General features: G+C 72.4%; 18 protein-coding genes. 10 read left to right on the forward strand and 8 right to left on the reverse strand.

Annotated elements, in window-relative coordinates:
• Window positions 1-77: 77 nt before the first annotated feature.
• Window positions 78-1,232, forward strand: coding sequence for an NlpC/P60 family protein (locus RCO28_RS06450; RefSeq protein WP_308939985.1), 1,155 nt, complete (start codon window positions 78-80; stop codon window positions 1,230-1,232).
• Window positions 1,233-1,295: 63 nt separating this feature from the next.
• On the opposite strand, the gene RCO28_RS06455 is transcribed toward RCO28_RS06450, so the two are convergent.
• Genes RCO28_RS06455 through RCO28_RS06475 form a run of 5 tightly spaced genes read right to left on the reverse strand, consistent with a single transcriptional unit; the run spans window position 1,296 to window position 7,599 of the window.
• Window positions 1,296-2,555, reverse strand: a complete 1,260-nt coding sequence (locus tag RCO28_RS06455; protein ID WP_308939986.1) for a styrene monooxygenase/indole monooxygenase family protein — start codon at window positions 2,553-2,555, stop codon at window positions 1,296-1,298.
• Window positions 2,556-2,611: 56 nt separating this feature from the next.
• Entirely contained in the window at window positions 2,612-3,247 is a 636-nt protein-coding gene (locus RCO28_RS06460) for an ATP/GTP-binding protein (protein WP_308939987.1), read from the reverse strand.
• Window positions 3,228-3,635 (reverse strand): DUF742 domain-containing protein, encoded by a 408-nt coding sequence (locus tag RCO28_RS06465; protein WP_308939988.1) that lies wholly within the window; start codon window positions 3,633-3,635, stop codon window positions 3,228-3,230. The genes RCO28_RS06460 and RCO28_RS06465 overlap by 20 nt, the downstream gene beginning before the upstream one ends.
• Window positions 3,632-4,123: a roadblock/LC7 domain-containing protein gene (locus RCO28_RS06470; RefSeq protein ID WP_308939989.1), complete on the reverse strand. Its 492-nt coding sequence runs from the start codon at window positions 4,121-4,123 to the stop codon at window positions 3,632-3,634. Before RCO28_RS06470 ends, RCO28_RS06465 begins: the two co-directional genes overlap by 4 nt.
• On the reverse strand, window positions 4,120-7,599 hold the full coding sequence (locus RCO28_RS06475) for a nitrate- and nitrite sensing domain-containing protein (RefSeq protein ID WP_308939990.1): 3,480 nt from the start codon (window positions 7,597-7,599) through the stop codon (window positions 4,120-4,122). The genes RCO28_RS06470 and RCO28_RS06475 overlap by 4 nt, the downstream gene beginning before the upstream one ends.
• 337 nt (window positions 7,600-7,936) lie before the next feature.
• Between RCO28_RS06475 and RCO28_RS06480 the strand changes: the two genes are divergently transcribed.
• On the forward strand, window positions 7,937-8,782 hold the full coding sequence (locus RCO28_RS06480; RefSeq protein ID WP_308939991.1) for a hypothetical protein: 846 nt from the start codon (window positions 7,937-7,939) through the stop codon (window positions 8,780-8,782).
• A 56-nt stretch (window positions 8,783-8,838) separates the two neighbouring features.
• On the opposite strand, the gene RCO28_RS06485 is transcribed toward RCO28_RS06480, so the two are convergent.
• Complete coding sequence (locus tag RCO28_RS06485) at window positions 8,839-9,333, reverse strand: MarR family transcriptional regulator (RefSeq protein WP_308939992.1); 495 nt, start codon at window positions 9,331-9,333, stop codon at window positions 8,839-8,841.
• Between the two features lie 224 nt (window positions 9,334-9,557).
• On the opposite strand from RCO28_RS06485, the gene RCO28_RS06490 reads away from it, so the two are divergent.
• Window positions 9,558-10,403, forward strand: coding sequence for a lysozyme (locus RCO28_RS06490; protein WP_308939993.1), 846 nt, complete (start codon window positions 9,558-9,560; stop codon window positions 10,401-10,403).
• Window positions 10,404-10,469: 66 nt separating this feature from the next.
• Here RCO28_RS06490 and lon read toward each other — a convergent pair whose 3' ends face one another.
• A complete protein-coding gene (gene lon, locus RCO28_RS06495) occupies window positions 10,470-12,872 on the reverse strand; it encodes an endopeptidase La (protein WP_308939994.1) in 2,403 nt (800 codons plus the stop codon).
• A gap of 335 nt (window positions 12,873-13,207) precedes the next feature.
• On the opposite strand from lon, the gene RCO28_RS06500 reads away from it, so the two are divergent.
• The 6 genes from RCO28_RS06500 (at window position 13,208) to RCO28_RS06525 (ending at window position 21,337) form a co-directional block, all read left to right on the forward strand.
• The gene (locus RCO28_RS06500; RefSeq protein WP_308939995.1) at window positions 13,208-13,990 is read left to right on the forward strand and encodes a class I SAM-dependent methyltransferase; all 783 of its coding nucleotides are present in this window, start codon (window positions 13,208-13,210) and stop codon (window positions 13,988-13,990) included.
• A gap of 63 nt (window positions 13,991-14,053) precedes the next feature.
• Complete coding sequence (locus tag RCO28_RS06505) at window positions 14,054-14,761, forward strand: spermidine synthase (protein ID WP_308939996.1); 708 nt, start codon at window positions 14,054-14,056, stop codon at window positions 14,759-14,761.
• 101 nt (window positions 14,762-14,862) lie between these two features.
• Entirely contained in the window at window positions 14,863-15,600 is a 738-nt protein-coding gene (locus RCO28_RS06510) for a response regulator transcription factor (protein WP_308939997.1), read from the forward strand.
• 220 nt (window positions 15,601-15,820) lie between these two features.
• Window positions 15,821-16,876: an ATP-binding protein gene (locus RCO28_RS06515; RefSeq protein WP_374991115.1), complete on the forward strand. Its 1,056-nt coding sequence runs from the start codon at window positions 15,821-15,823 to the stop codon at window positions 16,874-16,876.
• A 324-nt stretch (window positions 16,877-17,200) separates the two neighbouring features.
• A complete protein-coding gene (locus tag RCO28_RS06520; RefSeq protein WP_308939998.1) occupies window positions 17,201-21,004 on the forward strand; it encodes a multifunctional oxoglutarate decarboxylase/oxoglutarate dehydrogenase thiamine pyrophosphate-binding subunit/dihydrolipoyllysine-residue succinyltransferase subunit in 3,804 nt (1,267 codons plus the stop codon).
• Between the two features lie 150 nt (window positions 21,005-21,154).
• Window positions 21,155-21,337: a DUF6104 family protein gene (locus tag RCO28_RS06525; protein ID WP_003961784.1), complete on the forward strand. Its 183-nt coding sequence runs from the start codon at window positions 21,155-21,157 to the stop codon at window positions 21,335-21,337.
• Window positions 21,338-21,371: 34 nt separating this feature from the next.
• Here RCO28_RS06525 and RCO28_RS06530 read toward each other — a convergent pair whose 3' ends face one another.
• The gene (locus RCO28_RS06530) at window positions 21,372-22,178 is read right to left on the reverse strand and encodes a hypothetical protein (RefSeq protein WP_308939999.1); all 807 of its coding nucleotides are present in this window, start codon (window positions 22,176-22,178) and stop codon (window positions 21,372-21,374) included.
• A 171-nt stretch (window positions 22,179-22,349) separates the two neighbouring features.
• On the opposite strand from RCO28_RS06530, the gene RCO28_RS06535 reads away from it, so the two are divergent.
• Window positions 22,350-23,351: a DUF4097 family beta strand repeat-containing protein gene (locus RCO28_RS06535; RefSeq protein WP_308940000.1), complete on the forward strand. Its 1,002-nt coding sequence runs from the start codon at window positions 22,350-22,352 to the stop codon at window positions 23,349-23,351.
• The last annotated feature ends 1 nt before the right edge of the window (window position 23,352 follow it).

Below are 23,352 nucleotides of genomic sequence, written 5' to 3' on the forward strand. Positions count from 1 at the left end.
ACCCCGTACCGCCACCAAGCCCCACCCGCCAGGTGAGCCGAGGACCACCGCCGCATGCTCGCGGCGGAGGTGATGGTGTGTCAGGCAAGAGCATCGGCAGAGCCGTCTGCGCCGCGGCGGTGGTGGCGGGCCTGGTGAGTGGGCCCCAGGCCGCGGCTGCCCCCGGGCCCGGGGAGGGTTCCGTCGCGGGGCTCCTCGCGGATCTCCAGGAGCTGTACCGCAAGACGGAGCAGGCCACCGAGACGTACAACGCCACCGCGGAGAAGCTCAGGAAGCAGCGCGCGGAGGTGAAGAAGCTGGGCGCGGAGCTGACGAAGTCGCGTACCGCCCTGCACGACAGCCGCGCCGCCGCCGGCCGCCTCGCGCGGCAGCAGTACCAGGGCGACAGCGAGCTCTCCCCGTATCTGAAGCTGCTGCTCGCCCGCGACCCGCGCCGCGTCCTCGACCAGGGCCACGTCGTGCGGCGCCTGGCGGCCGAGCGCGTCGAGACGGTCGGGCGGCTCGTCGACCGGGAGAAGCGGGCCGACGCGCTCGCCGCCCGCTCCCGGAAGGCCCTGGACGCCCAAGTCGCCCTGGCCGTACGGCAGAAGGAGGACCGGGACGAGGTGACGCGGCGCCTCAAGGACGTCGAGGAGATGCTCGCCGACCTCACCGCCGACGAGCTGGACGCGCTGCGCCGCCTGGAGGAGCAGGGCACCGCCGACGCCCAGCGCGACCTCCTCGACTCCGGCGCGCTCGGCGGCCCGCCCGGCGCACCGGCACGCACCCGCGCCCCCTCTCAGGCGGGCGCCGCCGCGATCCGGTACGCGGTGAAGCAGATCGGCAAGCCGTACGTGTGGGGCGCCGAGGGGCCGAAGTCCTTCGACTGCTCGGGGCTCACCTCGCGGGCCTGGCAGCGCGCGGGCCGGGACATCCCCCGCACCTCGCAGGAGCAGTGGGAGCAGTTGGAGCGCGTCCCGCTGCATCGACTGCGGCCCGGCGATCTGGTCGTGTACTTCCCCGAGGCCACGCATGTCGCCCTCTACCTGGGCGAGGGCAAGGTCGTACAGGCCCCGCGCCCCGGCTCCCGCGTCAAGGTCTCCCCGATCGCGGCGAATCCGCTGCTCGGAGCGGTACGCCCGGATCCGGACGGCCGCCCCGTGTCCGAGTACCGCCCGCCCCGGCTCCCGGAAGGCGCGACGGAGGGCTCGGACCTCGGGTACAGCGAGACGACGGCACCGGACGCGGACTAGGTCGTGTCCGTAAGTCTCGCCTGCCCGGCCTCCGGGCGGACGACGGGACTTTACGGCCACGACCTAGGACCTCTCCGACACCGACCGCAGGTACGCGTCCGTCAGCTCGGGATCGTAGAGGTAAGTCTCGAAGTCGGACGGGTCGTCGAAGCCGTTGGCGATGCGGTGGGCCACCTCGGGGTGGTCCGTGGCCGAGGCGAGGAGGGCCACCGCGTGGGGCGGCAGCGGGGCCAGCATCGTGTTGGTCCAGCGCGTCGTGGGGCGGCCCACAGGCTCCCAGTAGCGGTCGAAGGTCGTGCGCATCCAGGCCTCGTCGAACGGCCTGTCGCCGTGTTCCAGGATCGAGGCGAGGTACGAAGCGGCGCACTTGGCGGCCGAGTTGGCGCCCTGGCCGGTGATCGGGTCGTTGGTGACCACGGCGTCGCCGACGCCCAGGACCAGGCCGCCGGAGGGCAGCATGGCGACGGGGTTGCGTACGACGGGCGGGTAGCGGCCCGCCAACGTGCCGCCGCCGTCCGTGAGTTCGGCCTTGGTGGCGCGCGCGTACTCCCAGGGCGTGTGGCGCTCCATCAGGGACAGCGTCAGGGCGAGGTGCTCGGCCGGGTCGGCGACGCCGCGGAACGCGTCGACCGGGCCGCCCGGCACGCCCTCCCAGAACAGGATGTCGGCGCGGCCCGAGGTCGTCAGCGTCGGAATGACGATCAGCTCGCCCACCCCAGGCACCATGTTCAGCCGCACCTGCCCCGTCTCGGGCCCGTCGGGACGCGGGCCGAGGCCGTGCACGTACGAGGCGGCAAGGGAGCGCTGCGGCCTGGTGTACGGGGAGCGGGCCGGGTCGCGGTCGAAGAGGTCGACGAGCTCGCCCTTGCCCGAGGCGACCAGGACCAGGTCGTACAGGCGGGAGAAGTAGTCGAGGTCGCCGACGGCGGCGCCGTGGATGACCAGCTGGCCGCCGCGCTGCGCGAAGGTGTCCAGCCAGCCGGCGATCTTCACGCGCTGGTCGACGGACTGGGCGACGCCGTCGAGCGGGCCGAGCCAGTCGACGGCGCGGTGGGCGGGGCCGGGGTCGTGGCTGTCGGGGGCGGCGACGGTGACGCCGAGCGCCTCGATGTCCGGGGCCCCGGACTCCCAGAAGTTCAGCTTCAGGTCCCGCTCGTGCCGCAGGGCCGTGCGGAAGAGGACCTGGGTCGACATGACCCGGCCCGCACGGATCTCGTCCGCCGTGCGGTGGGACATGAGGGTGACCTCGTAGCCCTGCGCCTGGAGTCCCAGGGCGAGTTGGAGACCGGACTGGCCGGCTCCGGCGATGAGTATCTTCCGCATGCGGTGGTCTCGCTCTCCTGTGCGGCGGCGGCCTCCCGGGGCCGCGAGCGGTACGGCTACTCCGGGGCGGTGTCGCAGGCGTGCCGCACGAGGGTGAGCAGCGTCTCCACGACGCTGATCCGGCGGCGCGCGTCCATGACCAGGACCGGCACATGGGCGGGCACGTCGAGCGCCTCGCGCACCTCGTCGGCCTCGAACCGGTCGGAGCCGTCGAAGTGGTTGACGGCCACCACGTACGGCAGTCCGCAGCCCTCCACGTAGTCCAGGGCCGGGAAGCAGTCGTCGAGGCGGCGGGTGTCGGCGAGCACGACCACGCCGATCGCGCCGCGCACCAGGTCGTCCCACATGAACCAGAAGCGGGCCTGGCCGGGCGTGCCGAAGAGGTACAGGACGAGGTCGTCGTCGAGCGTGATCCGGCCGAAGTCCATGGCGACCGTGGTCGTGGCCTTCTGCGGGACCGGGCCCAGATCGTCGTCCCCGGTGCCGGCGCTGGCCTCGGTCATCAGGGACTCGGTGCGCAGCGGGCTGATCTCGGAGACGGCGCCGACGAGGGTGGTCTTGCCCGCGCCGAAGCCGCCCGCGACCACGATCTTCGTGGCGATGGGTGCGCGGCTGAGGTCGGACTGCCAGGGCTGCAGGTCTTCTTCGGTTTCCTCGGCTGCGGTGAGCGAGTCAGAGACGGCGGAGTCCACCCAGCACCCTTTCGAGCAGTGCGCGGTCCGGCTGCCCGGGGCCGTGCCCGGTGCCGTAGACCCGGACCCTTCCCTGGTCGGCCAGGTCGCTGAGGAGGACGCGGACCACGCCGAGCGGCATCTTCAGGAGCGCGGAGATCTCGGCGACGGTGCGCATCCTGCGGCACACGTCGACGATCGCCCGCATCTCGGGCACACCCCGGCCGCGCGGCGCCACGGCCGGCCGCTCCTCGGCCCCCGGCGCCTGGCTCGCGGCGACGAAGGTCTCGACGAGCAGGACGTGCGCGAAGCGCGTACGGCCGCCGGTGAGCGAGTACGGGCGGACCCGCGCGGGCCTGCGTCCCCGGCCGCGCACCGGCAGCTGCGCGGCGGCGCCCGGGGCGGTCACCGTCCGGTCTCCATCGACTGCCGCAGCTCGCTGCGGAGTTCGGGGGTCAGGACGTGTCCGGCGCGGCCCACGAAGAGCGCCATGTGGTACGCGGCGACGCTGATGTCGCAGTCCGGCGCGGCGTGCACCCCGAGCAGCGAGCCGTCACTGATCGCCATCACACAGAGGCTGCCCTCGTCCATGGCGACCACGGTCTGCTTGATGCCACCGCCGTCCATCAGCTTCGCGGCCCCGATGGTGAGGCTGCCGATGCCGGAGACGATCGTGGCCAGGTCGGCGCTCGACCCCTTCGGCCCGGCGGCGGTCCGCGGCTCCTGGGCCGCGGCGTTCACCTCCGGGTCGGAGGAGAGCAGCAGCAGCCCGTCGGACGAGACCACGGCCACCGAGAGCAGTCCGGGCACCTCCCGGACCAGGTTGTCGAGCAGCCAGTGCAGGTTCTGGGCTTCGCTGCTGAGACGGTACGCGCGGGACGTACTGGGAGCGGTCAACTGCGGGCCTCCTCGGCTGGGTCCCCCTGATCGGTCCGGGTCGCCCGGTCGGGCACCTCCCCGGGGGTCACGTCGTCACCGGCTTCGGACCGGGTGGTCCGCTCGGCGAGTTCGGCCTGTACGTCTCGGCGGCCGGAGTGGGCTCCCCGGTGGAAGCTGCCGAGCCTGCGGCGCAGCTCCTCCGGGTCGACGGAGCTGCGGCGGGCCACGGGTTCGGGGGCGGGCCCGGTGGCCTTGGGCGTGCGCACGGGCAGCCCCGTCTCGGTGGTGCGCTCCCGCTGCGGCAGGGCCTCGCGCACCTCGCGCCTGGCCTGCTGCGGGACGACTTGGGCGTCGGCTTGGGCGTCGGCTTGGGCGTCGGCGGCCCGCTCGTGCCGCTCGTCCGCCTCGGGCGCGAGCACGGACTCGCTCGCGGGGGCGGGGAGAGGCTCGAGGTCACCGTCCGCCAACTCGGCTTCTGCGCCCAGGAGTTCACGGTCGGCCTCGGCCTCCGGGGAGAAGGCGTCGACACCGAGCGCGGCGGCGAGGGTGAGGGGGGCCGGGGCGGACTGGGGGTCGGGGGCGGGCTCGGAGGCGGGCTCGGGGTCGGGCTCGGAAGCGGCCTCGGGCTCGGGCTCGGAAGCGGCCTCGGGCTCGGGCTCGGGGGCGAGTTCGGAGGCGGGCTCGGGGTCGAGTGCGTGCTCCGGCTCCGGCTCGGGCTCGGAGGCGGCCTCGGGCTCGGGGTCGAGCGCGTGCTCGGGCTCGGGTTCGGGGGCCTGCTCAAGCTTGGGCTCGGGGGCGTGCTCCGGCTCGGGCTCGGTGGCCGGTTCCGGCTCGGCTCCGGGGGCCTGCTCAGGCTCGGGCTCGGGCTCGGCGTCGAGTTCCGGCTCGGCCTCGGGGGCCTGCTCGGGCTCGGGGGCGAGGTCCAGCTCGTGCTCGGAGTCGGACTCCAGCTCGGGCTCTTCGTCCCGCTCGGAGCCGATGGCTTCGGAAGCCTCCGCCTCCGGCACCCCTGCCGACTCCTCGTCCGCCTCATGGTCCGTGGCCGCACCCGGCTCCGCCGCGACCGCCAGCTCGTCGAAGGCCCGCTCGGCGGCGCGGATGAACGGGTCGACCGCCGCCTCCGGCTCCTCGGACTCCTCCGCCGCGTCCGGCTCCTCCGGCTCCTCAGTCGAACGCCGGTCCAGGACATTGGAGTTGACCTCGGCCTCGGCACCGGGCAGATGCACCTGCGGCACCGCGGCGACCGCGGCCGCCTGCTGCGGGGAAGCCTCGGCCGGCGCGGCGGCGAGGATCGACGTGGGCAGGACCACGAGCGCCGCGAGCCCGCCCTGCTTCTGCTCGCGCAGCTCGACCTTCAGTCCGTGCCGGGCGGCGAGCCGGGCCACGACGTAGAGGCCGAGCCCGAGCCCCTCGGACCCGGCGCCCTCCGCGTCGGCGGGCGTCGGCTCGTACGGCTGCAGCGGGTCGAACTCCGCGAGGCGGGCGTTGAGTTCGCGCAGGCGCTCCTCGGGCAGGCCGATGCCCTCGTCGCGTACGGAGAGCATCACGTCGCCGCTCTCCAGGAGCCAGCCGGAGGCCTCGACGGCGGCGTCCGGCGGGGAGAACGTGGTGGCGTTCTCCAGGAGTTCGGCGACCAGGTGGCTGATGTCGTCGGCCGTGGAGCCCGCGAGGTGGGTGTGCGGCGGCAGGGACGCGATCCGGACCCGGTCGTACGCGTCGATCTCGCTGACCGCGGCCCGCAGCACGTCGACCAGCGGCACCGGTCCCGGGTGGCTGTCGCGGTGCTCGGCGCCCGCGAGGACCAGGAGGTTCTCGCTGTGGCGGCGCATGACCGTGGCGAAGTGGTCGAGCTTGAAGAGCGTGCCGAGACGGTCGGGGTCCTGCTCGCGCTCCTCCAGGTTCTCGATGACGCCGAGTTGGCGCTCCACGAGGGTGAGGTTGCGCAGGGCGAGCTGGACGACGGTGCCGTCGCCGTCCTTGCTCGCGCGCTCGGCCGCGGCGAGCGCCTCGTCGAGCTGCTCGCGCAGCTCCTCGCGCTCGTCGGCCAGCTTCTCGCGCTGCCCGACGAGGTGCTTGCGGTCGCCCTCCAGGAAGGTGAGCCGCTCCTGGAGGCGCTGGGTATGCGTGTGCAGGGTGTTGACGGAGCGGACGACGGCGGCGAACTCGTCGTTGCGGCCGGTGAAGCGGATCGGCTCGTCCGCGGCCGGGGTCTCGGCGAGCCGGGCGGAGCCGAGCCGGAGGACGGCGAGCGGGCGGGTCAGCGTACGGGCGACGCCGGTGGCGATGCCGACGGCGAGAAGGAGCAGGACGCCGACGAGGGCGATGCGCACTTCGAGGGCGGTGACGTCGTCGTCGCGGAGCGCGGAGAGGCTCTCGATACGGTCGGCGCCCAGGGTGTTCTCGACGCTGCGCAGCTGCTCGACGCGGGCGGAGAGCGCGGCCTCCACCCGCCGCCGGTCGTAGCGGAGTTCCGCGGCGGAGAGCGTCGGCTGGTCGGTGAGCCGGGCCAGGTACCGCTCGGCGGTGACGACGTCGGGCCCGGTGACGGTGGAGCCGAGCTTGGCCCGGTCGGTGTCGGGTGCGGCGCGCTCGAAGTCGGTACGGGCGGCCTGCTCGCTGACCCTGGCCTGCTGCGCGGCGGCCACGAGGGCGTTGCGGTTGCGGGAGTTGGTGCTGGCGGCGGTCTGCGGGCGGCCGGTGACCGGGTCGATGCCGGTGGCCGGGTCGCGGGGCGTGGCGAGGGCGGCGAGCAGCAGGCCGCGGGTGGCGCCGGCCTGCTCGACGGCGCGGTCGAGGTCGGCGAGCGCGCGGGCGCCGGAGCCGGCGCGGGGCGGCATCTTCTCGGCCAGGTCCTCGACGAGGGCGTGCAGTTCGCCGATGGCCTTGCTGTAGGCGTCGTGCGCGTCGAGGGCGGTGCCGCGGCCTTCGGTGGCGGAGCGGCGGACCGCTTCGAGGGCGTCGAGATCCTTGCGGAGTGCGGCGGGCGCCTCGGCGCGGACTTCCTTGATGCGGCGGTCGACGCTGCCGCGGCCCTCGGTGAGGGCGCTGCGCGCGGCGGGGTCGTCGGGGCGGCCGGCGGCGATGTGGGTGGTGACCTCGTCGCGTTCGTCGGCGAGGGCGTGGGCCAGGGTGACCGCGCTCTTGGTGAGTTCGGCGAGCGTGACGAGTTCCTGGGACTCGGCGAGCTGCGCGGAGGCGGCGGTGATGCCAGGGGCGCCCGCGCCCGCGACGGTGGCGGCGACCACGGCGACGGCCACGACCAGGCGGTTGCGCACCCGCTTGCGGCGGCCCGCGGGGGCGGCGTCGGGCAGCGGCCGCTCGGTGGCGGTGCCCGGCCCCGTGACGCCTTCGCCCGTGGCGGTGCCCGCCCCCGTGGCGGTGCCCTCAGGAGTGTCGGCGCGCGCCTCGGAGGTCGCGCCCTCGGCGTTCTCGGGCCGCTGCGCGGCCTTGTCGCCCTTGCCCCGAGGCCGCTTCATCTGCACCGGTGCTCGCATTCTTGAAGTTCTCGTTCCTCACCGGGGGCACAAGTGACGACGGGTCAACACAGGCCCCTCTGGTACGGCTCATGACCATTCCAGTGCGGTTGAGCAGTGGTCGCCCATCCTCCGCCGGGCCACCCGAAGGAGTGAACATCGACCGGAGTGCCCCGGCAAGTTCCTCTGGCACACGCATCGACCGCACGCGGAGCGCCGGTTGGACGGGCCGGGCCCGCTTTGGCAGGATGCCCCGCCGCTCGCTGCCCGGAGGCTATCAATCCCGGGAAAACCCGGCGTCGGGGCCGCCGTATCCGCCCAAGTCCCGGTGTGTGCAGAGCTCGTGCAGACTGGCCGCATGCGCATCGAACTGGCCACGGAGCCCGGCGACCCGGGGCGCCCCAACGAGGACTACGCGTCGGTCGCGCTCCCCGCGTCCGGCAAGGGCGGAACGCTGGTGCTGCTCGACGGGGTCACGCCGCCCGCGGACGACTACGGCTGTCTGCATTCCGTCCCCTGGTTCACCGCCCGGCTCGGCGGGGCGCTGAGTGAACTGTCCGGTTCGCGGCGAGATCTGAGCTTGCGGGAGGTCCTGGGCGCGGCCATCGCGCGTACCGCCGAAGCGCACCGGCCAACCTGTGACCTTTCTCACTCCCGTACGCCCCAGGCTACGGTGGTGCTCGTGCGGTGGGACGAGGAGCGGGTCGAGCATCTCGTCCTGTCCGACTCGGCGTTGCTCGTGGAGGCGGCCGACGGCACGGTCCGCGCGGTCCTCGACGAGCGCCTCGCCGCCCTGCCCCCGGAGATCGACCGGCTGCGCGCGGCCGTACGCGCCCTGCCGGACGGCTCGCCCGAACGGGCCGCGGCGGCACGGGAGTACGTCGCCGGGGTCGAGGCGCTGCGGAACGCGGAGGGCGGGTTCTTCACGGCGGCGGCCGACCCGGACGTGGCCCGGCGCGCGGTGTGCGGGACGCGGCCGCGCGCCGAGGTGCGCGGCGTGGCGGCCCTGACGGACGGGGCGACGCGCTGGGTGGACCGGTTCGGCGCGGGCACGTGGACGGAGTGCGTGGCGCTGCTGCGCAAGGCGGGCCCGCAGGAGCTGATCGACCGCGTCCGCGCGCTGGAGTCCGGACAGCGGTCCGGCCCGTCGGCCCCGCGCGGCAAGGTGCACGACGACGCGGCGGTGGTGTTCGTGGAGCTGTAGGCGACCGGCCGGAGCCGTACCGGGGGCCAGGGCCCGCACATATGGGGAGACGGGCCCTAGCTCTCCGAGCTGTCGTTCAACTGGCCGAGGAGGCGGGCCAGTTCGGCCACCTCGCGCCGGTCCCAGCCCGCCAGGCGCTGCACGTACTTGGCGCGGCGCGCGTCCCGGACCGTGCGGAAGCGGGCCCGGCCCTCCTCGGTGAGGCGCATCAGGGAGGCCCGTCCGTCGACGGGGTCCGGGTCGCGGGCGACGAGCCCCAGGTCCTCCAGGGCCCGCAGCTGACGGCTCATCGTGGCCTTGCCGACGCCGATGTACGCGGCGAGTTCGGTGGCGCGCTGCGGCCCGCCCTCCTCGAGGCGGACGAGCAGTCCGTACGCGGCGGGCTCCAGGTCGGGGTGGACCGCGCGGGCCATCTCGCCGGAGGAGGCGCGGGCGCGGCGCAGGAAGACGGTCAACTCGCGTTCCAGGGCGAGGAATTCGTGGTCCACACCACTATCGGGGCGCGGCGCGTCTCCGCTCGCTCCGCCGCTCTGGTGCACGTCAGCAGCCATGAATCGCTTTCCCGTTCCTGAAAGTTTCTTCCCGCGACGCCCTATCGCCGCAGCTCGGCCAGTATTCCGCAGGAGTAGACCTTCGGCAGCCCTCGGACCCTCTTCCCTGGCGGGGTTCTACGTGCGTAGCGTCGGGTATGACATGAACACGATCGATTCGTTCGACTCCCCCGGTTCGTTCCAGGTCCCCCCACCGCACCCTTGAGGCCCTTCGGAGGCGCTCCATGCCTGTGCACAGACCCGGATCCCCCACCAGATCGCACCGCTCCCGCAAGCCGGTGATCGCGGTCCTGCTCACCGTCCTCTCCCTCCTCCTCGCCTTCCCCACCACGGCGCAGGCCGCCGAGGACATCCCGCCGCGCGGCTCCGCGCACATGGGCATGGGCGTCATCGAGCACGACGGCGAGGGCCCGCTGCCGCCCGGCTCCCCGCGCGCGGCCGCCGTGCAGACGGAGGGCGTGGACGTCTCCAGCCACCAGGGCAACGTCAATTGGGCGTCGCTCTGGCGCAGTGGCGTCAAGTGGGCCTACGTGAAGGCGACCGAGGGCACGTACTACAAGAACCCGTACTTCGCGCAGCAGTACAACGGCTCGTACAACGTCGGGATGATCCGGGGCGCGTACCACTTCGCCACCCCGAACACCACGAGCGGCGCCGCGCAGGCGGACTACTTCGTCAACAACGGCGGCGGCTGGTCGCGGGACGGCAAGACGCTGCCGGGGGCGCTCGACATCGAGTGGAATCCGTACGGGAGCCAGTGCTTCGGCAAGTCGCAGGCCGGGATGGTCAGCTGGATCTGGGACTTCGTCAACCGCTACAAGACGCGCACCGGCCGCTATCCGGTGATCTACACGGCCACCAGCTGGTGGAAGACCTGCACGGGCAACTACAGCGGCTTCGCGACGAACCATCCGCTGTGGGTGGCCCGGTACAACTCCACGCCGGGTGAGCTCCCGGCGGGCTGGAGCTTCTACACGATGTGGCAGTACACGTCCTCCGGCCCGATCGTGGGCGACCACAACAAGTTCAACGGGGCGTACGACCGACTGCAGGCGCTGGCCAACGGTTAGCTGTCCTGACGGACGGGCCTCCGTAAAAGCCGGAGGGGCTGAATTCTCAGCCCCTCCGGCGTCGCCCTACGCCGCGACCGGCACCCCCAACTCCGCTGGTGCGAGGGCCAGTTCGAGCACCTGGCGGACGTCGGTGACCGGGTGCACGTCCAGCTTCTCCAGGACCTCGGCCGGTACGTCGTCGAGGTCCGCCTCGTTCCGCTTCGGGATGATCACCGTGGTGATCCCCGCCCGGTGCGCGGCGAGCAGCTTCTGCTTGACGCCGCCGATCGGCAGCACGCGTCCGGTCAGGGACACCTCACCCGTCATCGCCACGTCCGTACGGACGAGCCGCCCGGAGAGCAGCGACGCGAGCGCCGCCGTCATCGTGATGCCCGCGCTCGGCCCGTCCTTCGGGACCGCGCCCGCCGGGAAGTGGATGTGCGCCCCCCGGTCCTTCAAGTCGCCTACGGGCAGCTCCAGTTCGGCCCCGTGCGAGCGGAGGAAGGAGAGCGCGATCTGCGCGGACTCCTTCATCACGTCGCCGAGCTGACCGGTCAGGGTCAGCCCCGCCGCGCCCGTCTCCGGGTCGGCCAGGGACGCCTCCACGTACAGCACGTCGCCGCCCGCGCCGGTGACCGCGAGGCCGGTGGCCACGCCGGGCACCGCGGTGCGCCGCTCGGCCGGATCCTGGGCGGACTCGGGCACGTGGTGCGGCCGTCCGATCAGGCCGCGCAGGTCGTCGGCGGTGACGGTGAACGGCAGCTCCCGCTCGCCGAGTTCGCTCTGCGCGGCGACCTTGCGCAGCAGTCGGCCGACCGAGCGCTCCAGGTTGCGGACGCCGGCCTCGCGCGTGTACTCACCGGCCAGCTTGCGCAGCGCGGACTCGTCGAGGACGACCTCGTCCCCGGCCAGTCCCGCCCGCTCCAGCTGGCGCGGGAGCAGGTGGTCGCGGGCGATGACGACCTTCTCGTCCTCGGTGTAGCCGTCGAGCCGGACCAGTTCCATACGGTCGAGCAGCGCCTCCGGGATGGCCTCCAGGACGTTGGCGGTGGCCAGGAAGACGACGTCGCTCAGGTCGAGTTCGACCTCCAGGTAGTGGTCGCGGAACGTGTGGTTCTGTGCCGGGTCGAGGACTTCGAGCAGGGCCGCGGCCGGGTCGCCGCGGAAGTCGGAGCCGACCTTGTCGATCTCGTCGAGCAGGACGACCGGGTTCATCGAGCCCGCCTCCTTGACCGCCCGCACGATCCGTCCGGGCAGCGCCCCCACGTACGTACGCCGGTGGCCGCGGATCTCCGCCTCGTCGCGGACACCGCCGAGGGCGACGCGGACGAACTTGCGGCCCATGGCGTGCGCGACGGACTCGCCGAGCGAGGTCTTGCCGACGCCGGGCGGGCCGACGAGCGCGAGCACGGCGCCGCCGCGACGGCCGCCGACCACGCCGAGCCCCCGCTCCGCACGGCGCTTGCGCACCGCCAGGTACTCGGTGATCCGCTCCTTCACGTCCTCCAGGCCCGCGTGCTCGGCGTCGAGGACGGCCTTGGCGCCCTGGATGTCGTACTGGTCCTCCGTCCGCTCGTTCCACGGGAGTTCGAGCACGGTGTCCAGCCAGGTGCGGATCCACGAGCCCTCGGGGGACTGGTCGCTGGACCGCTCCAGCTTGTCGACCTCCTTGAGCGCGGCCTCGCGGACGTGCTCGGGCAGATCCGCCGCCTCGACGCGGGCCCGGTAGTCGTCGGACTCCTCGCCCTCCGACTCCCCGTTGAGCTCGCGCAGTTCCTTGCGTACGGCTTCGAGCTGGCGGCGGAGCAGGAACTCGCGCTGCTGCTTGTCGACGCCCTCCTGGACGTCCTTCGCGATGGACTCGGCCACGTCCTGCTCGGCGAGGTGGTCGCTGAGCAGCTTCGCGGCGAGCTTGAGCCGCTCCACGGGGTCGGTGGTCTCCAGGAGTTCGACCTTCTGCGCGGTGGTCAGGAAGGGCGAGTAGCCGGAGTTGTCGGCGAGCGCGGAGATCTCGTCGATCTGCTGGACCCGGTCCACGACCTGCCAGGCGCCGCGCTTCTTCAGCCAGCTGGTGGCGAGCGCCTTGTACTCCTTGGCCAGTTCGGTGACGGCGCCCGGCAGCGGGTCGGGCACGGTCTCGTCGACCTCGATGCCCTCCACCCACAGGGCGGCGCCGGGTCCGGTCGTGCCCGCGCCGATCTGCACGCGCCCGCGGCCCTTGATCAGGGCGCCGGGGTCGCCGTCGGCGAGGCGGCCCACCTGCTCGACCGTGCCGAGGACGCCGGTGCCCGCGTACGTGCCGTCGATGCGCGGGACGAGCAGGACCTGTGGCTTCCCCGTCTGCCCGCGGGCCGCCGCCTGCGCGGCCTCCACCGCGGCTCGTACGTCGGGATCGTTGAGGTCCAGGGGCACCACCATGCCGGGCAGCACGACCTCGTCGTCGAGCGGCAGGACGGGCAGGGTGAGCGGTGCGGACGTCGATGCCATGATCTCCCCTTCGGCAGTCAAGTTGAGCTATGTGGACTCAATGCTGCTGAGCTTGGGGATGTTCCCTCGGGCGCGTTCGCCGTGAGCGATCAGACATAGATCCCCTCCCCGCCCCTTCCCGAAAGTCCTGCGGACGACCACGGGCTCCGCCCCGGACCCCGCTCCTCAAACGCCGGAGGGGCTGGATATAAGCCCCGAAGGGGCGAGTTCTTAAGGGGCGCGGGGAACTGCGCGACCGGCCACGACGGCGCCGCGGCCGATGAGCGACCGTGAAGCGGGGTTCGGAGGGGGCGCAGCCCCACGACAACTCCCGCCCCCTTCGGCATGATGCGCCCATGGACCGACTGCGACAGAAGCTCAGCACGATCGCGCACGGCGATCACCCCATCGCCGCCCCGCTGCACGAATCGACGGTGCGCCACCTCCTCGACCTCGCCCTGCCGCACGGCGACGAGCGCGTCCTCGACCTCGGCTGCGGCGAGGGCGCCTGGCTGCTGCGGGCCGCCGCCGAACGCCCCGGCGTGCGGGCCGACGGCGTCGACGTGAGCGAGTCCGCGCTCGACCTGGGGCGCGAACGGATCGCCGCCGCCGGGCTCGCCGACCGCGTCGCGCTGCACCAGGAGGACGCCACGACGTACAGCGCGCCGCACCAGTACGACGCTGTCCTCTGTGTGGGCGCCACCCATGCCTTCGGCGGTCTGCTGCCCACCCTCGAAGCGGCCCGCAAGCACCTCGCGCCCGGCGGCACCCTGATCGTCGGCGACGGTTTCTGGGAGAAGGCGCCGGGCCCCGAGGTGCTCCAGGTCGGCTTCGCCGAGGACGAGTTCATGTCCCTGCCGAACACGGTCGACCAGGTCCTGCTCGACCAGTGGATCCCCGTCCACGGCCACATCAGCACGCTCGCCGAGTGGGACGAGTACGAGTGGGCGTGGACCGGCACCCTCTCGCGCTGGGCCCTCGACCACGCCGGCGACCCGGACAGCGCCGAGGCCCTGCGTGCCGCCGCCCAGCACCGCGAGGAGTGGCTGCGCGGCTACCGCGGCACGCTCGGCTTCCTCACGATGCTGCTGCGCCAGGCGGCCCGCCCGGAACCCCAGCACACCCTGTTCCGGCACTGAGTCCGGCGGGTACGGCCGAAACCCGGTGTCGGGACGGCCTGCGGCTACTGCAGGATGGGCCGCATGCACGACCCGAACGACACCGAGCAGCAGCCCGTCGTCCTCGACCGCCGCACCGGCCCGCACGGCGAGGTGGTGTTGCGCAGGCACGGCGGGCTGCTGCAGATCATCGCCAACGGCACGTTCCTGATGGACACTTCGGACGGGCGTTCCGAGCGGCTGCTCGTGGACGCCGCCCGGGACGCGCTCGGCCCCCTCGACGACAGGCCCGCGCCCTCCGTCCTGATCGGCGGCCTGGGCGTCGGCTTCTCCCTCGCACACGCCGCCGCCGACCCGTACTGGGGCCGCATCACCGTCGTCGAGCGCGAGGCGGCCATCGTCGACTGGCACCGCACCGGTCCCCTCGCCCCGTACACCGCCGAGGCGTTCGCGGACCCGCGCACCCGGATCGTCGAGGCCGACCTCGTCGCCCACCTCCACGAGCCGGCCTCGGCCGAGTATCCGGGGTATGACGCGCTCTGCCTCGACATCGACAACGGGCCCGACTGGACCGTCACCGAGGACAACGACAGCCTCTACTCCCCCGCCGGACTCGCCGCCTGCGCGGCCCGTCTGCACCCCGGCGGAGTGCTCGCCGTCTGGTCCGCCCAGCCCTCCGCCGGATTCGAGAAGGCTCTGCGCAATGCCGGTTTCGACGCGGTACGTACGGAAGAGGTAGCCGTTGCCCGGGGCGTACCGGACGTGGTCCACCTCGGCATCAGGGCTGCGTAGCCGAGGGCCCGTAACTCCCCGTACGCTCTGACCCGACACACGCGGGATCTTTACTGCAGATCCACCGAAGGCATTCAAGGCGCATCTTCAGGGGCGGGGCCATGGAGCAGACACACACCTCCCACAACGGCACGGCGCCCACGCCGGGTGCCCAGCGCCGGGTCCTCGTGGTCGAGGACGATCCGACCATCGTCGACGCCATCGCCGCCCGGCTGCGCGCGGAGGGCTTCCTCGTCCAGACCGCGGTCGACGGCCCGTCCGCCGTGGACACCGCCGAGGCCTGGCAGCCCGACCTGCTGATCCTCGACATCATGCTGCCCGGCTTCGACGGCCTCGAGGTCTGCCGCCGGGTCCAGGCGCAGCGCCCGGTGCCGGTGCTGATGCTGACGGCGCGTGACGACGAGACGGACATGCTGGTCGGCCTCGGCGTCGGCGCCGACGACTACATGACGAAGCCGTTCTCCATGCGGGAACTGGCGGCCCGGGTGCACGTGCTCCTTCGCCGGGTGGAGCGCGCCGCGCTCGCCGCCGCGACGCCACGCAGCGGCATACTGCGCCTCGGCGAGCTGGAGATCGACCACGCGCAGCGCCGCGTGCGGGTCCGCTCCGAGGACGTGCACCTCACGCCGACCGAGTTCGACCTGCTCGTCTGCCTGGCGAACACCCCGCGCGCGGTGCTCTCCCGCGAGCAGCTGCTCGCCGAGGTCTGGGACTGGGCGGACGCCTCCGGCACCCGCACCGTCGACAGCCACATCAAGGCGCTCCGCCGGAAGATCGGCGCGGAGCGGATCCGTACGGTGCACGGGGTGGGGTACGCCCTGGAGACCCCCACTCCGTGAGGGGACGGGCATGAACGGGCTGCGGAGCCGGGCGGCCTCCGCCCTGGCGCAGCGGGGCCGAGCGGCGCGGCCGCTCACGGCACGGCTGCGGCGGCTGCGTCCGCGGACCCGCGGGCGCGATCTGCCCACCGCGCTGCGGCCGAAGCGGCTGCTCTCGGCGGTGCGGCGGCCGAAGACACTCTTCGCGGGACTGCTGCGGCAGCCGGGCGCGCTGCACGATCTGCGGCCGTTCTCGATCAAGACGAAGCTCGGCACCCTCGTCGTCGTCTCCGTCTTCATCACCACCGGCCTGCTGATGATCGCCGTGCGCACCGAGACCGAGCTGCGCTTCATCACCGTCTTCTCGGTCATCGCGACACTGCTGATCACTCAGTTCGTGGCGCACTCCCTGACCGCGCCGCTCGACGAGATGAACACCGTCGCCCGGTCCATTTCGCACGGCGACTACACCCGCCGGGTCCGCGGCGCTGGCCGCCGCGACGAGCTCGGCGACCTGGCCTGCACCATCAACCGCATGGCCGACGACCTGGAGGCCCAGGACCAGCACCGCAAGGAGCTGGTGGCGAACGTCTCGCACGAGCTGCGCACCCCGATCGCGGCGCTGCGCGCGGTCCTGGAGAACGTCGTCGACGGCGTCTCCGAGGCCGACCCGGAGACCATGCGTACCGCCCTGAAGCAGACCGAGCGCCTCGGCCGCCTGGTGGAGACGCTGCTCGACCTGTCCCGTCTGGACAACGGCGTCGTACCGCTGCGGGCCCGCCGCTTCGAGGTCTGGCCGTATCTGTCGGGCGTCCTGAAGGAGGCCCAGCTGTCCGGTGCCGCCGCCGCGCAGCGCCAGGGCATGCCGTCCGGCTCGGGCCGGCACATGCGTACGGACGTCCATCTGCACCTCGACGTCTCGCCGCCGGAGCTGACCGCGCACGCCGACGCGGAGCGCCTGCACCAGGTCGTGGCGAACCTCATCGACAACGCGGTGAAGCACTCCCCGGCGCACGGCCGGGTCACGGTGCGGGCCAGGCGCGGGCCGACGCCCGAGTCGCTCGACCTGGAAGTGCTCGACGAGGGCCCCGGCATCCCCGAGTCCGAGTGGCACAAGGTCTTCGAGCGGTTCAACCGGGGCACGGCCGCGGGCAAGCACGGCCCGGACAACGACGGCGGCACCGGCCTCGGCCTCGCCATCGCCCGCTGGGCGGTCGACCTGCACGGCGGGCGGATCGGAGTGGCCGAATCCACCCGTGGCGCCCGGATCCAGGTCACCCTTCCGGGAATCCCCTGACACCGCGGGTTGACGTAGGGTTCGAGGCGGAAGCACAAGATCTTCGAATCTTCGGCTCGCCGCGAACGAAGCAGCGGGGTGTTCACGAGGAACGACGTCTTCCGTGCCAAGGGTGCGGGCCGACCAGGGGCCGCAGTCGCGGGCGATGCTGCCCAGCCGCAGCGGAACCTCGCTTGTTTCCCGCCATTTACGGCACCGAAACACGCGATCCAATGTGACTTACGCGACCAAAGTCCCGCCCGGTCTGCACCTCTCGGCCACAGAGGCGTAGCCTTTATTCCCGCTGTCCATCACCTTGTGAAGCGGAAGAGGGCGGTTACCGCCGTGTCGCCACAGTCCCCCAGTAACTCGAGCACCACGACCGACCAAGAGGGGCAGGGCAAGAACCCTGCCGCCGCGTTCGGTCCCAACGAGTGGCTCGTCGACGAGATCTACCAGCAGTACCTCCAGGACCCGAACTCGGTTGACCGAGCCTGGTGGGACTTCTTCGCCGACTACAAGCCGGGGGGCGCCACCGCCACCCCGGCCCAGCCGACGCAGGCTCCCGCCACCGGTACCGCAGCCGCGGGGGCTGCGGGGACCCCCACCAAGCCGAGCGCTCCCGCAGGCGTATCGACGCAGACCCCGGCCCCGGCCAAGCCCGCGGCCGACGCCCCCGCTCCGGCGAAGCCCGCGGCCCAGGCCGCGCCCGCCGCGAAGCCGGCCGCCGCCCCGGCGAAGCCCGCCGCCGCGAAGGCCGAGCCGGCCAAGGAGGCCCCCGCGGGCCCCGAGCTGGTCACGCTGCGCGGCCCCGCCGCCGCGGTCGCGAAGAACATGAACGCCTCCATCGAGGTCCCCACGGCCACGTCCGTGCGCGCGGTCCCGGTGAAGCTGCTCTTCGACAACCGCATCGTCATCAACAACCACCTGAAGCGCGCCCGGGGCGGGAAGATCTCCTTCACCCACCTCATCGGGTACGCGATGGTGCAGGCCATCAAGGCCATGCCGTCGATGAACTACTCCTTCGCGGAGAAGGACGGCAAGCCGACCCTGGTCAAGCCGGAGCACATCAACTTCGGCCTCGCCATCGACCTGGTCAAGCCCAACGGCGACCGCCAGCTCGTGGTCGCGGGCATCAAGAAGGCCGAGACCCTGAACTTCTTCGAGTTCTGGCAGGCCTACGAGGACATCGTCCGCCGCGCGCGCAACGGCAAGCTCGGCATGGACGACTTCGCCGGCGTCACGGTCTCGCTGACCAACCCCGGCGGCCTCGGCACCGTCCACTCCGTGCCGCGTCTGATGCCCGGCCAGTCGGTCATCATGGGCGTCGGCTCCATGGACTACCCGGCGGAGTTCCAGGGCACCTCCCAGGACACCCTGAACAAGCTCGGCATCTCGAAGGTCATGACGCTCACGTCGACCTACGACCACCGGGTCATCCAGGGCGCCGCCTCCGGCGAGTTCCTGCGCATCGTCGCCAACTTCCTCCTCGGCGAGGAAGGTTTCTACGACGACATCTTCAAGTCGCTGCGCATCCCCTACGAGCCGGTCCGCTGGCTCAAGGACATCGACGCGTCGCACGACGACGACGTCACGAAGGCCGCCCGCGTCTTCGAGCTGATCCACTCCTACCGGGTCCGCGGCCACGTCATGGCCGACACCGACCCGCTGGAGTACCGCCAGCGCAAGCACCCCGACCTGGACATCACCGAGCACGGCCTCACCCTGTGGGACCTGGAGCGGGAGTTCGCGGTCGGTGGCTTCGCCGGTCAGTCGATGATGAAGCTCCGCGACATCCTCGGCGTGCTGCGTGAGTCGTACTGCCGCACCACCGGCGTCGAGTTCATGCACATCCAGGACCCGAAGCAGCGCAAGTGGCTGCAGGACCGCATCGAGCGCCCGCGCAACAAGCCGGAGCGCGAGGAGCAGCTGCGCATCCTGCGCCGCCTGAACGCCGCCGAGGCGTTCGAGACGTTCCTGCAGACCAAGTACGTCGGCCAGAAGCGGTTCTCCCTGGAGGGCGGCGAGTCCGTCATCCCGCTGCTCGACGCGGTCATCGACTCGGCCGCCGAGTCGCGCCTGGACGAGGTCGTCATCGGCATGGCCCACCGCGGCCGCCTGAACGTCCTCGCCAACATCGTCGGCAAGTCGTACGCGCAGATCTTCCGCGAGTTCGAGGGCAACCTCGACCCGAAGTCGATGCACGGCTCCGGTGACGTGAAGTACCACCTGGGCGCCGAGGGCACCTTCACCGGTCTCGACGGCGAGCAGATCAAGGTCTCGCTCGCGGCGAACCCCTCGCACCTGGAGGCGGTCGACCCGGTCCTGGAGGGCATCGCCCGCGCCAAGCAGGACATCATCAACAAGGGCGGCACGGACTTCACGGTCCTGCCGGTCGCGATCCACGGCGACGCGGCCTTCGCGGGCCAGGGCGTCGTGGCCGAGACCCTCAACATGTCGCAGCTGCGCGGCTACCGCACCGGCGGCACCGTGCACGTCGTCATCAACAACCAGGTCGGCTTCACGGCGGCGCCCGAGTCCTCGCGCTCCTCCATGTACTCGACCGACGTGGCCCGGATGATCGAGGCCCCGATCTTCCACGTCAACGGCGACGACCCCGAGGCCGTCGTCCGCGTCGCGCGCCTGGCCTTCGAGTTCCGGCAGGCGTTCAACAAGGACGTGGTCATCGACCTCATCTGCTACCGCCGCCGCGGCCACAACGAGTCGGACAACCCGGCGTTCACGCAGCCGCTGATGTACGACCTGATCGACAAGAAGCGCTCGGTGCGCAAGCTCTACACCGAGTCCCTCATCGGTCGCGGCGACATCACCCTCGAAGAGGCCGAGCAGGCGCTGCAGGACTACCAGGGCCAGCTGGAGAAGGTCTTCACCGAGGTCCGCGAGGCCACCCAGCAGTCCGCTCCGGGCGAAGTCCCGGGCGCCGAGGCCGAGTTCCCGGTCGCGGTCAAGACGGCCGTCTCGCAGGAGGTCGTCAAGCGGATCGCCGAGTCCCAGGTCAACATCCCCGACCGCGTCACCGTGCACCCGCGTCTGCTGCCGCAGCTGCAGCGCCGCGCGGCCATGGTCGAGGACGACACCATCGACTGGGGCATGGGCGAGACCCTGGCCATCGGCTCGCTGCTCCTGGAGGGCACCCCGGTCCGCCTCGCGGGCCAGGACTCCCGCCGCGGCACCTTCGGCCAGCGCCACGCGGTCCTCATCGACCGGGAGACGGGCGACGACTTCACGCCGCTGCTCTACCTCTCCGAGGACCAGGCGCGCTACAACGTCTACGACTCCCTCCTCTCCGAGTACGCGGCGATGGGCTTCGAGTACGGCTACTCGCTGGCCCGTCCCGAGGCGCTCGTGATGTGGGAGGCGCAGTTCGGTGACTTCGTCAACGGTGCGCAGACGGTGGTGGACGAGTTCATCTCGTCCGCGGAGCAGAAGTGGGGCCAGCACTCCGGTGTGACCCTGCTCCTCCCCCACGGCTACGAGGGCCAGGGCCCGGACCACTCGTCCGCCCGCCCGGAGCGGTTCCTGCAGCTGTGCGCGCAGAACAACATGACGGTCGCCATGCCGACGCTCCCGTCGAACTACTTCCACCTCCTGCGCTGGCAGGTGCACAACCCGCACCACAAGCCGCTGATCGTCTTCACCCCGAAGTCGATGCTGCGTCTGAAGGCCGCGGCGTCCAAGGCGGAGGAGTTCACCACGGGCGGCTTCCGCCCCGTCATCGGCGACGCCTCGGCCGACCCGGCCGCGGTCCGCAAGGTCGTCTTCTGCGCGGGCAAGGTCTACTACGACCTGGAGGCCGAGCGGCAGAAGCGCGGTGCCACGGACACGGCGATCATCCGCATCGAGCGTCTGTACCCGCTGCCGGGTGCCGAGCTCCAGGAGGAGATCGCCAAGTTCCCGAACGCCGAGAAGTACCTGTGGGTGCAGGAGGAGCCGGCGAACCAGGGTGCCTGGCCGTTCATCGCGCTCAACCTGATCGACCACCTGGACCTGGCCGTCGGCGCCGACGTCCCGCACGGTGAGCGCCTGCGCCGCATCTCGCGCCCGCACGGCTCCTCCCCGGCGGTCGGCTCGGCCAAGCGCCACCAGGCGGAGCAGGAGGCGCTGGTGTCGGAGGTCTTCGACGCGTAACGCTGCGCTCTGCTTGAGCGGTACGTGATTCGGGCCGCACCCCCTGGGTTGGGGGTGCGGCCCGATTGCCGTTCGTCTGCCGCGCCGTCGTGGCTGGTCGCGCAGTTCCCCGGCGGTAACCCCGGTCCGCAGCACCCATATCCTGGGCACATGTACTTCACCGACCGTGGCATCGAGGAACTGGAGAAGCGGCGCGGCGAGGAGGAAGTCACCTTCGAGTGGCTCGCCGAGCAGCTGCGGACGTTCGTCGACCTGAACCCGGACTTCGAGGTGCCGGTCGAGCGCCTCGCCACCTGGCTGGCCCGCCTGGACGACGAGGACGAGGACGAGTAGGGCCAGTAAGGCGACCAGGGCGAGCAGTGCCCGGTCAGTCGAGTGGGCGCCGGAGTTCCCGTACGAGACCGAGCGCACCGTGGACGAGGAGCACCGCACCAACCGCCGTCAAGGCCGCGCTGTGGCGCCGTAGACCCCAGAGCGTGAGCGGGAGGCCCGCCGCGAGGTGGGCCGCGGCCAGGGCGCGGGCCGTCAGGCTGCCGCCCTCGGGGGCGGGTTCGGCGCGTACGGTTTCGCGTCGGCCGGGCCACTCCACCGCCTCGGCGTCCGGGAGCGCGCGGGCCGCCGCGCTCAGGGACGCCGCGCTCGCGCCCGGGGTGAGGCCCCTGGGCGCGGTGAGTCCGGCGCGGGTGAGGATCGCGAGCAGTACGCGCAGCCGGTCGTCGGCGTCGGCCGCCGGGTCGGCCCGGGTGAGCGGTTCGAGGGACTGCACGTCGAGGACGGGGTCGAGGCCGAGCCGGGCGGCGAAGGTCCGCATCGCCTCGTCCTCACCGACGGGGGTGCCGTCGGCCAGCCATACGTAGCCGACGCCGCGGCGGAAGCCCGAGGCGAGGAGGTAGCCGCTGCGGTCCGGGTCCCACCAGAGCGCGAGCACCGGCCAGGGTGCGCCGACGGCGAGGGCGGTCGCCCAGCCCGCGAGGACGCGGTCGACGGGCTCACCCGCCCGGGTCCACGGCGTGCCGTCGGGGACGAGGACGCTCCACTCCGGTCCGGCCGGCGCGAGGTGGACGCGTTCGCGCAGGAGACCGGCGACGGGGCGGACGTCAGCGGGTGCGGCGCGGCAGAACAGCAGCGCACCGGCGGAAGCAACGTCGGAATCGGGTTCGCGCGGGGTCGGCACAGATCCACGCTAGGGCAATGTGGCCGCCTTGGCCCTGGTGTGCCAACCAGAGCCCTGGTGCGCCAACCAGATGGGAGCCCGGCCCCCTTGACGTCACCCGTCCGCGATATATCGTGTTGTACGAGAGAACGCGATATGGCGCGTCAGGCGCACCGGCCGAGGGAGGCAACCATGGCGGAGTCCAGCTGGGAGATCGCCGAGCCGCGGAAGTTCAGCTTCGACGAACCGGTGAGCTCGGTGCGCGTCCGCATCGCGCGCGGCGCGGTGAACGTGGTCGGTACGGAGGAGAGCGCGGCCCGCCTGGAGGTCTCCGAGATCGACGGACCGCCGCTGCGGGTGACCCGGGAGGGCACGACACTCACCGTCGCGTACGACGACCTGCCCTGGAAGGGCTTCCTCAAGTGGCTGGACCGCAAGGCCTGGCGGCGGCACGCCGTGGTCTCGCTCGTGGTGCCGTCGGGCACGGACGTCGAGGTCGGCACGGTCGGCGCGACCGCCATGGTCTCCGGCGTCGAGGGCCGCACCGCCGTCCGGGGCGTCCACGGCGAGACCACGCTGGCCGGACTGTCAGGCGATGTGCACGCGGAGACGGTGAGCGGCACCGTCGAAGTGCAGGGCGTGACGGGCGACTTGAAGTTCAGCTCGGTCTCCGGGGACCTGACCGTCGTCGCGGCGGGCGCGTCCGTACGGGCGGAGTCCGTCAGCGGCGACATGATCGTGGACCTGGACGGCTCGGACCGCGCCCCCGACGTACGGCTGTCGAGCGTCTCCGGCGAGATCGCGATCCGGCTCCCGCACCCGGCGGACGCGGTCGTGGAGGCGGACACGACGAGTGGCACGGTCTCCAACGCGTTCGAGGACCTGCGGGTCGGCGGCGGGTGGGGCACGAAGAAGATCACCGGCCGCCTCGGTGCCGGCACGGGCACGCTCAAGGCCACCACGGTCTCCGGCGCCATCGCCCTGCTGCGCCGCCCGCAGCCGGACGCGTACGAGACGCACGAGACGTACGAGACGCACGAGGCGCGCGAGCCACACGAGACACACGAGACACACGGCGAGGGCCCCACCCCCGACGCATCGGCCCCACAAGCGGACGGGAACAATCCTCCTACGGACACGCCCCCGGCGGACACCCCGCCCGCCGGTGACAGCACGACCGGGAAGGTGCTCTGAC

It is taken from the genome of Streptomyces sp. LHD-70 (assembly GCF_031157275.1).
Lineage (GTDB): Bacteria > Actinomycetota > Actinomycetes > Streptomycetales > Streptomycetaceae > Streptomyces.

Coding starts and splice junctions, on each gene's coding strand:
- RCO28_RS06455 (WP_308939986.1), bottom strand. CDS start 2,555: ATGCGGAAGATACTCATCGCCGGAGCCGGCCAGTCCGGTCTCCAACTC.
- RCO28_RS06475 (WP_308939990.1), bottom strand. CDS start 7,599: ATGCGAGCACCGGTGCAGATGAAGCGGCCTCGGGGCAAGGGCGACAAG.
- RCO28_RS06480 (WP_308939991.1), top strand. CDS start 7,937: ATGCGCATCGAACTGGCCACGGAGCCCGGCGACCCGGGGCGCCCCAAC.
- RCO28_RS06485 (WP_308939992.1), bottom strand. CDS start 9,333: ATGGCTGCTGACGTGCACCAGAGCGGCGGAGCGAGCGGAGACGCGCCG.
- RCO28_RS06490 (WP_308939993.1), top strand. CDS start 9,558: ATGCCTGTGCACAGACCCGGATCCCCCACCAGATCGCACCGCTCCCGC.
- lon (WP_308939994.1), bottom strand. CDS start 12,872: ATGGCATCGACGTCCGCACCGCTCACCCTGCCCGTCCTGCCGCTCGAC.
- RCO28_RS06500 (WP_308939995.1), top strand. CDS start 13,208: ATGGACCGACTGCGACAGAAGCTCAGCACGATCGCGCACGGCGATCAC.
- RCO28_RS06505 (WP_308939996.1), top strand. CDS start 14,054: ATGCACGACCCGAACGACACCGAGCAGCAGCCCGTCGTCCTCGACCGC.
- RCO28_RS06510 (WP_308939997.1), top strand. CDS start 14,863: ATGGAGCAGACACACACCTCCCACAACGGCACGGCGCCCACGCCGGGT.
- RCO28_RS06525 (WP_003961784.1), top strand. CDS start 21,155: ATGTACTTCACCGACCGTGGCATCGAGGAACTGGAGAAGCGGCGCGGC.
- RCO28_RS06535 (WP_308940000.1), top strand. CDS start 22,350: ATGGCGGAGTCCAGCTGGGAGATCGCCGAGCCGCGGAAGTTCAGCTTC.